Raw genomic sequence first — 6,781 nt, 5'->3', positions numbered from 1 at the left:
CCATTGTAGCACGTGTGTAGCCCAGGTCATAAGGGGCATGATGATTTGACGTCATCCCCACCTTCCTCCGGTTTGTCACCGGCAGTCACCTTAGAGTGCCCAACTGAATGCTGGCAACTAAGATCAAGGGTTGCGCTCGTTGCGGGACTTAACCCAACATCTCACGACACGAGCTGACGACAACCATGCACCACCTGTCACTCTGCCCCCGAAGGGGACGTCCTATCTCTAGGATTGTCAGAGGATGTCAAGACCTGGTAAGGTTCTTCGCGTTGCTTCGAATTAAACCACATGCTCCACCGCTTGTGCGGGCCCCCGTCAATTCCTTTGAGTTTCAGTCTTGCGACCGTACTCCCCAGGCGGAGTGCTTAATGCGTTAGCTGCAGCACTAAGGGGCGGAAACCCCCTAACACTTAGCACTCATCGTTTACGGCGTGGACTACCAGGGTATCTAATCCTGTTCGCTCCCCACGCTTTCGCTCCTCAGCGTCAGTTACAGACCAGAGAGTCGCCTTCGCCACTGGTGTTCCTCCACATCTCTACGCATTTCACCGCTACACGTGGAATTCCACTCTCCTCTTCTGCACTCAAGTTCCCCAGTTTCCAATGACCCTCCCCGGTTGAGCCGGGGGCTTTCACATCAGACTTAAGAAACCGCCTGCGAGCCCTTTACGCCCAATAATTCCGGACAACGCTTGCCACCTACGTATTACCGCGGCTGCTGGCACGTAGTTAGCCGTGGCTTTCTGGTTAGGTACCGTCAAGGTACCGCCCTATTCGAACGGTACTTGTTCTTCCCTAACAACAGAGCTTTACGATCCGAAAACCTTCATCACTCACGCGGCGTTGCTCCGTCAGACTTTCGTCCATTGCGGAAGATTCCCTACTGCTGCCTCCCGTAGGAGTCTGGGCCGTGTCTCAGTCCCAGTGTGGCCGATCACCCTCTCAGGTCGGCTACGCATCGTTGCCTTGGTGAGCCGTTACCTCACCAACTAGCTAATGCGCCGCGGGTCCATCTGTAAGTGGTAGCCAAAGCCACCTTTTATGTTTGAACCATGCGGTTCAAACAACCATCCGGTATTAGCCCCGGTTTCCCGGAGTTATCCCAGTCTTACAGGCAGGTTACCCACGTGTTACTCACCCGTCCGCCGCTAACATCAGGGAGCAAGCTCCCATCTGTCCGCTCGACTTGCATGTATTAGGCACGCCGCCAGCGTTCGTCCTGAGCCAGGATCAAACTCTCCGATAAATGGATCACAGGTTAAGTTCACCGCATCCTGCGGCGACACCTGTGTGACCTGCGTCGTGCAGGCCCTAGTTTGACTGACTACGCACATCGCTGTGCGATTTATAAAAAATGAATTAACAGGTACGTTTTGTCTTGTTTAGTTTTCAAAGATCATTTTCACTTCTTGTTGAAGCGACTTTATTAATATAACATTTTGACTTTCTTTTGTCAAATGTTTTTTTGATTTATTTTCCCGCCGCTGTGAGCTTGTTTTCTCAGAAGCGCATCAGCGACGTTTAATAATATAACATGGTCAAGAATCAGAGTCAACACCTTTTTTAAAAGAATATCCTCGGTGATAGACAGCCTGTCCTTTAGTTTCTATCTGGCAGACGTTGATAAGTCCCTTTTCTGTCAAGTAATCAAGCATAACGCCAAGATCTTGGGTAAAGTGCTTTAGGTCATGATGTTGAAGAAGCTCACCGAATTGCCAAATGTCTTTTCCTTTCATTACTTCGAAAAGATGCGCCGAACCGATCTCGGCTTTGGAATGGATGAGAAAATCATTTGCTAAGAATAATAATTCAAGTCTTTTTTCCAGGCTCTCGTGACTTTCAATCAGCTCGGAATATAACTTGTACACTTGCGGCTCCATCTGGCGCACTTGGCTCCACACAGTGGTTTCGGGATGGAATCCTCTGTCGATTACTTCAATACGTGCTAAATGATGCAGCGCATGAACAACGGCGTTGTAGGCATCTAAAAATTGATTGGCTTCAAAAAAAGCTTTCCCTTCAACATACCTTCTGATTAATTTTCCGTATTCGAGTCCGATCTTCAGTTTACGTTCGGCAAACGGAAATGTATTCAGCCTGTCAATCAGTTCAACTACGTATTCATTACGGTCAAACAAAACTCTGCCATTTACAATCCAATCTATGATTCTTCTATTTGTTCCGAGCAAAATCCATTCTTGAATCTGAGAATCTGTTACCACATGCAAAGAAGCTGTTTGATGATCAAATTCATAATGCTTTATAAAAACTGGCTCATCAGCATCCTTTACAATCACCAGCAAAGCTGCATCAAAGTTATCTGTTAAGGAAGATGTTTTGTTTCTTCTCTCAATCATAATGACAGCCAATGTGTTGGGATGACTTGCTCTTTCTTGGTAAATTGGACGGAGAAGATTTTCCATCACTATTCCTCCAATACAATTGTTCAAATTTTTTTATTCTCTATTTGATTCAATTCTATGGTTAAAACGAAATTCCTTTTTTCTAAACACATTGAACTATTATAAACAATTTCACAGTAACTCTCCATATATAAATTCCAATTCAACCGAAAACATGAAGAAAATCCCATCGGGTTTGTGCTATAGTTAAATCAGAGGGGGATGGACATGGCGAAATACTCCAGCAAAATTAATAAAATCAGAACATTTGCGTTAAGTTTGGTTTTCGTTGGGTTTATCATTATGTACATCGGGATCTTTTTTAAAGAGTCAGTTTTGCTATCTAGTTTGTTTATGATACTTGGACTTTTATCCATTGGTCTCAGTACGGTTGTTTACTTTTGGATCGGAATGCTTTCGACCAAAGCGGTTCGCGTCATTTGTCCGGGCTGTGAAAAAGAGACAAAGGTTTTAGGAAGAGTCGATATGTGCATGCATTGCCGAGAGCCGCTGACTTTAGATAAGGGATTAGAAGGAAAAGAATTTGATGAGTCTTATAATAAAAAGAAAATGTCGAAATAAAATAAGCTGACCGTTTCGTGCGGTCAGCTTATTTTTAATGATTTTCTTTTTTCGAACACTCTTGGCAGACGCCGTAAATTTCTAAACGGTGGTGGCTTACCTTGAAGCCCGTGACGTGGGCAGCGAGCTGTTCCACTTCATCAAGGCCCGGGTAGTGGAAGTCCACAATTTTACCGCAGTTTTCGCAAATCGCGTGATAGTGATCGGATGTCACAAAATCGAATCTGCTGGAAGCATCACCGTATGTGAGCTCTTTTACCAAACCTGATTCCCGGAACACACGCAAATTGTTATATACTGTCGCTACGCTCATGTTAGGAAATTTCCCTTCCAGAGCTTTATATATATCGTCCGCTGTTGGATGAGCCATAGAGTTAACGAGATATTCCAGAATCGCATGACGTTGAGGAGTAATGCGAACTCCGGTTTCCTTCAACGTTTCTAAGGCTTCTTTTAGTTCATGTGCAGCCATCCGTCATGCACCTCTCTTCTAAAAAAAATTCTTACATTGTAATGTTTATAATTAGTGTAACTCTTCCTACGATAATTTGTCAATTGATATCAGGGTAAAAGTAAGCATAAGCTCATAGAGATTTACTTTTCCGACATATCTTTGAGGGTTTGAAGCGCTTCGGCTACATGGTCCTTTACTTTTACCTTTCTCCATTCTTTAATGACCCGGCCTTCTTTATCAATTAAAAAAGTGGAACGCTCGATTCCCATATACTCTTTTCCGAAGTTTTTCTTCAGCTTCCACACATCAAACGCTTCTGCCAGCTTATGCTCGTCATCAACAAGAAGCCGAAATGGCAGGTTATGCTTCTCTTTAAATTTTCCGTGTTTTTCCTGGCTGTCCGGGCTGACGCCGATAATGACGGCATCCAGTTCGGCGAAGCTTTCGTGACTGTCCCGAAAATCGCATGCTTCAGTTGTACATCCCGGTGTCATGTCTTTTGGATAAAAATAAAGCACGATGTACTTTCCTTTATAATCCGATAATTTTACTGTTTCCCCATGATCGCCTTTTAACTCAAGATCAGGCGCTTTTTGTCCGATTTCTATAGTCATTACGTTACCTCCGGATGTTTTTTTATTAAGCGTATCCAATTCTTGTCCAGATTACAACCATCTCAGCTGAATCTGAAGCCCGAAGCCATTGTTCTTGTTCGGAAGCATGCTACAATAGAAAGGACGCATGGAGATATAGGAGGTTTTTATTCTTGCATACAAAATCAATTGAACTTCACAATGAGGCATTACAGCACATTGTCGGCGGTGTAAACAGCCCGTCTAGATCATATAAAGCAGTCGGCGGCGGTTCTCCTGTTGCAATGGAGAAAGCAAGCGGCGCTTATTTTTGGGATGTGGACGGCAACAAATACATCGATTATTTAGCTGCGTACGGTCCGATTATTACTGGACATGCCCACCCGCATATTACAGAAGCGATTAAAAAAGCGGCAGAGAACGGTGTATTGTATGGAACACCAACGAAACACGAGGTTACATTTGCAAAGATGCTCAAAGAAGCCATTCCCGCTATGGACAAAGTAAGATTCGTCAATTCGGGAACAGAAGCCGTTATGACGACCATCCGCGTGGCTCGCGCATATACAGGCCGGACAAAAATCATTAAATTTGCGGGCTGCTATCACGGGCATTCGGACCTTGTGCTTGTCGCCGCAGGCTCCGGCCCGTCTACTCTCGGCACACCAGACTCAGCCGGTGTACCGAAAAGCATTGCAAACGAAGTGATCACAGTTCCATTTAATGATATCGATAGCTATAAAGCGGCTCTTGATAAATGGGGCAGTGAAATCGCGGCGGTTCTCGTTGAACCGATTGTCGGCAACTTCGGTATCGTCGAGCCGAAAAAGGGCTTCTTAGAAAAAGTAAATGAATTGACACACAATGCAGGCGCTCTCGTTATTTACGATGAAGTCATTACGGCTTTCCGCTTTATGTATGGCGGCGCGCAGGATCTCTTACAGGTGAAACCGGATTTAACAGCACTCGGAAAAATTATCGGCGGCGGACTTCCAATTGGCGCCTATGGCGGCAAACAAGAAATCATGGAGCAGGTAGCTCCGCTAGGGCCTGCTTATCAGGCAGGAACAATGGCAGGGAACCCCGCTTCCATCTTATCAGGCATCGCTTGTCTGGAAGTGCTCAAAGAGGAAGGCGTGTATGAAAAGCTTGATCACCTTGGCGCTATGCTGGAGGAAGGCATATTACAGCATGCAGAAACACACGGCATCACGATTACTGTCAACCGGTTAAAAGGCGCACTCACGGTTTATTTCTCTGATGAGAAAGTCGAAAATTACGAGCAGGCTGAACGTAGTGACGGAGAAACGTTCGCGACGTTTTTCAAACTGATGCTGGAACGCGGAATTAATTTAGCACCTTCTAAATATGAAGCCTGGTTTATTACAACAGCACATACAGAGCAGGATATTAAAGACACGCTTGCAGCGGTCGAGGATGCTTTTAAACACCTTAAAAACTAGAATCAGACAACTTGGACAGGAGCATTGAGCTCCTGTTTTTTTATGGATTCAAACAGTGTGTAAGATTTTGGTCTTTTTCTAGAAAAATAGCTTGAATATTTGTGTTGATCCCTGTATATTACTTAATTGTTTAGCAAATAAACTTACCGGGAATTTTAAGGATTAGCCATTTGCTATGTTACACAATTTACTATAGAAAGGAATGCACGCACAAACCAATGAAACTTGGTGCCCGCATTTTCAAAACCGGGATTGCGATTACACTTGCCCTTTATTTGGCTTCGTGGATCGGGCTTCCCGCGCCGATTTTCGCTGGGATTGCAGCGATATTTGCGATCCAGCCGTCGATTTACCGCTCTTTTCTCATTATTATTGACCAGGTTCAGGCAAATATCATCGGAGCTGTGATTGCCACAGTGTTCGGCCTTATTTTCGGACCCAGCCCGATTATGATCGGGTTAACAGCAGTTATTGTCATTACAATCATGCTGAAACTTAAAATTGAACATACAATTTCGATTGCTCTTGTAACAGTTATTGCGATTTTAGAATCCGCCGGTGACGACTTTTTAATGTTCGCGCTGATCAGAACAAGCACTGTGATCTTAGGGGTGCTTTCTTCCTTTATCGTCAACCTTGTGTTTTTGCCTCCTAAGTACGAAACAAAGCTGATTCATAATACCGTCGAAAACACCGAAGAAATTATGAAGTGGATAAGGCTGTCCATGCGGCAGTCAACAGAGCATTCGATTTTGAAAGAGGATATTGAAAAACTGAAAGAAAAAATGATCAAGCTTGATCAGACATATCTGCTATATAAAGAAGAGAGAAGCTACTTTAAGAAAACGACTTATGTAAAATCAAGAAAGCTTGTCTTGTTCAGACAGGCCATTATTACTGCAAATCGGGCGCTTGATACATTGAAGAAACTGCATCGTTTGGAAAACGAGATCTATCATATGCCGGAAGAGTTTCAGGAAACACTGACTGAAGAGCTTGATTACCTGCTTTACTGGCATGAACTGATTTTGATGAGGTTTGTCGGCAAAATCAAGCCGCATGATGACGCAGATGAAGAAGGCATTCGATATAAGCAGCTTTTAACAAAGTCATTTTTAAAAAATCAGCAGAATACGGATGAGGAGCTTATTGATTACAACATGCTTAATATTATGGCAAGTGCCGTAGAATATCGCGAGCAGCTTGAACATTTGGAAACACTTATCACAAGTTTTCAAACGTATCATCCGAAAGACTGCGAAATAGAAACAGAAGAGTAACCCG

General features: G+C 43.9%; 6 protein-coding genes and 1 rRNA gene (1 of these 7 running past the window's edge). 3 read left to right on the top strand and 4 right to left on the bottom strand.

Annotation, left to right across the window (positions count from 1 at the left end):
• Positions 1-1,249, bottom strand: a 16S ribosomal RNA gene (locus tag AC0OMA_RS04905); it reaches 301 nt to the left of the window's first position.
• Between the two features lie 292 nt (positions 1,250-1,541).
• Positions 1,542-2,426, bottom strand: coding sequence for a nucleotidyltransferase-like protein (locus tag AC0OMA_RS04900; protein ID WP_181218625.1), 885 nt, complete (start codon positions 2,424-2,426; stop codon positions 1,542-1,544).
• 207 nt (positions 2,427-2,633) lie between these two features.
• On the opposite strand from AC0OMA_RS04900, the gene AC0OMA_RS04895 reads away from it, so the two are divergent.
• Complete coding sequence (locus AC0OMA_RS04895) at positions 2,634-2,987, top strand: YgzB family protein (RefSeq protein WP_014113119.1); 354 nt, start codon at positions 2,634-2,636, stop codon at positions 2,985-2,987.
• 34 nt (positions 2,988-3,021) lie between these two features.
• Here the strand turns inward: AC0OMA_RS04895 and perR are convergent, their stop codons facing one another.
• Together perR and bcp are read right to left on the bottom strand one after the other, a co-directional pair.
• Positions 3,022-3,459, bottom strand: a complete 438-nt coding sequence (gene perR / locus AC0OMA_RS04890; RefSeq protein ID WP_003223285.1) for a peroxide-responsive transcriptional repressor PerR — start codon at positions 3,457-3,459, stop codon at positions 3,022-3,024.
• 122 nt (positions 3,460-3,581) lie between these two features.
• Complete coding sequence (bcp, locus tag AC0OMA_RS04885; RefSeq protein WP_015482979.1) at positions 3,582-4,055, bottom strand: thioredoxin-dependent thiol peroxidase; 474 nt, start codon at positions 4,053-4,055, stop codon at positions 3,582-3,584.
• 152 nt (positions 4,056-4,207) lie between these two features.
• Here bcp and AC0OMA_RS04880 point away from each other — a divergent pair, with 152 nt between their 5' ends.
• Together AC0OMA_RS04880 and AC0OMA_RS04875 are read left to right on the top strand one after the other, a co-directional pair.
• Positions 4,208-5,497: a glutamate-1-semialdehyde 2,1-aminomutase gene (locus AC0OMA_RS04880; protein WP_015383155.1), complete on the top strand. Its 1,290-nt coding sequence runs from the start codon at positions 4,208-4,210 to the stop codon at positions 5,495-5,497.
• A 218-nt stretch (positions 5,498-5,715) separates the two neighbouring features.
• Positions 5,716-6,777, top strand: a complete 1,062-nt coding sequence (locus tag AC0OMA_RS04875; protein ID WP_014663280.1) for an aromatic acid exporter family protein — start codon at positions 5,716-5,718, stop codon at positions 6,775-6,777.
• The last annotated feature ends 4 nt before the right edge of the window (positions 6,778-6,781 follow it).

Source organism: Bacillus sp. AMCV2 (assembly GCF_056033925.1).
Note: the sequence above shows the minus strand (reverse complement) of the source record. Positions and strands in the feature narration are given on the sequence as shown.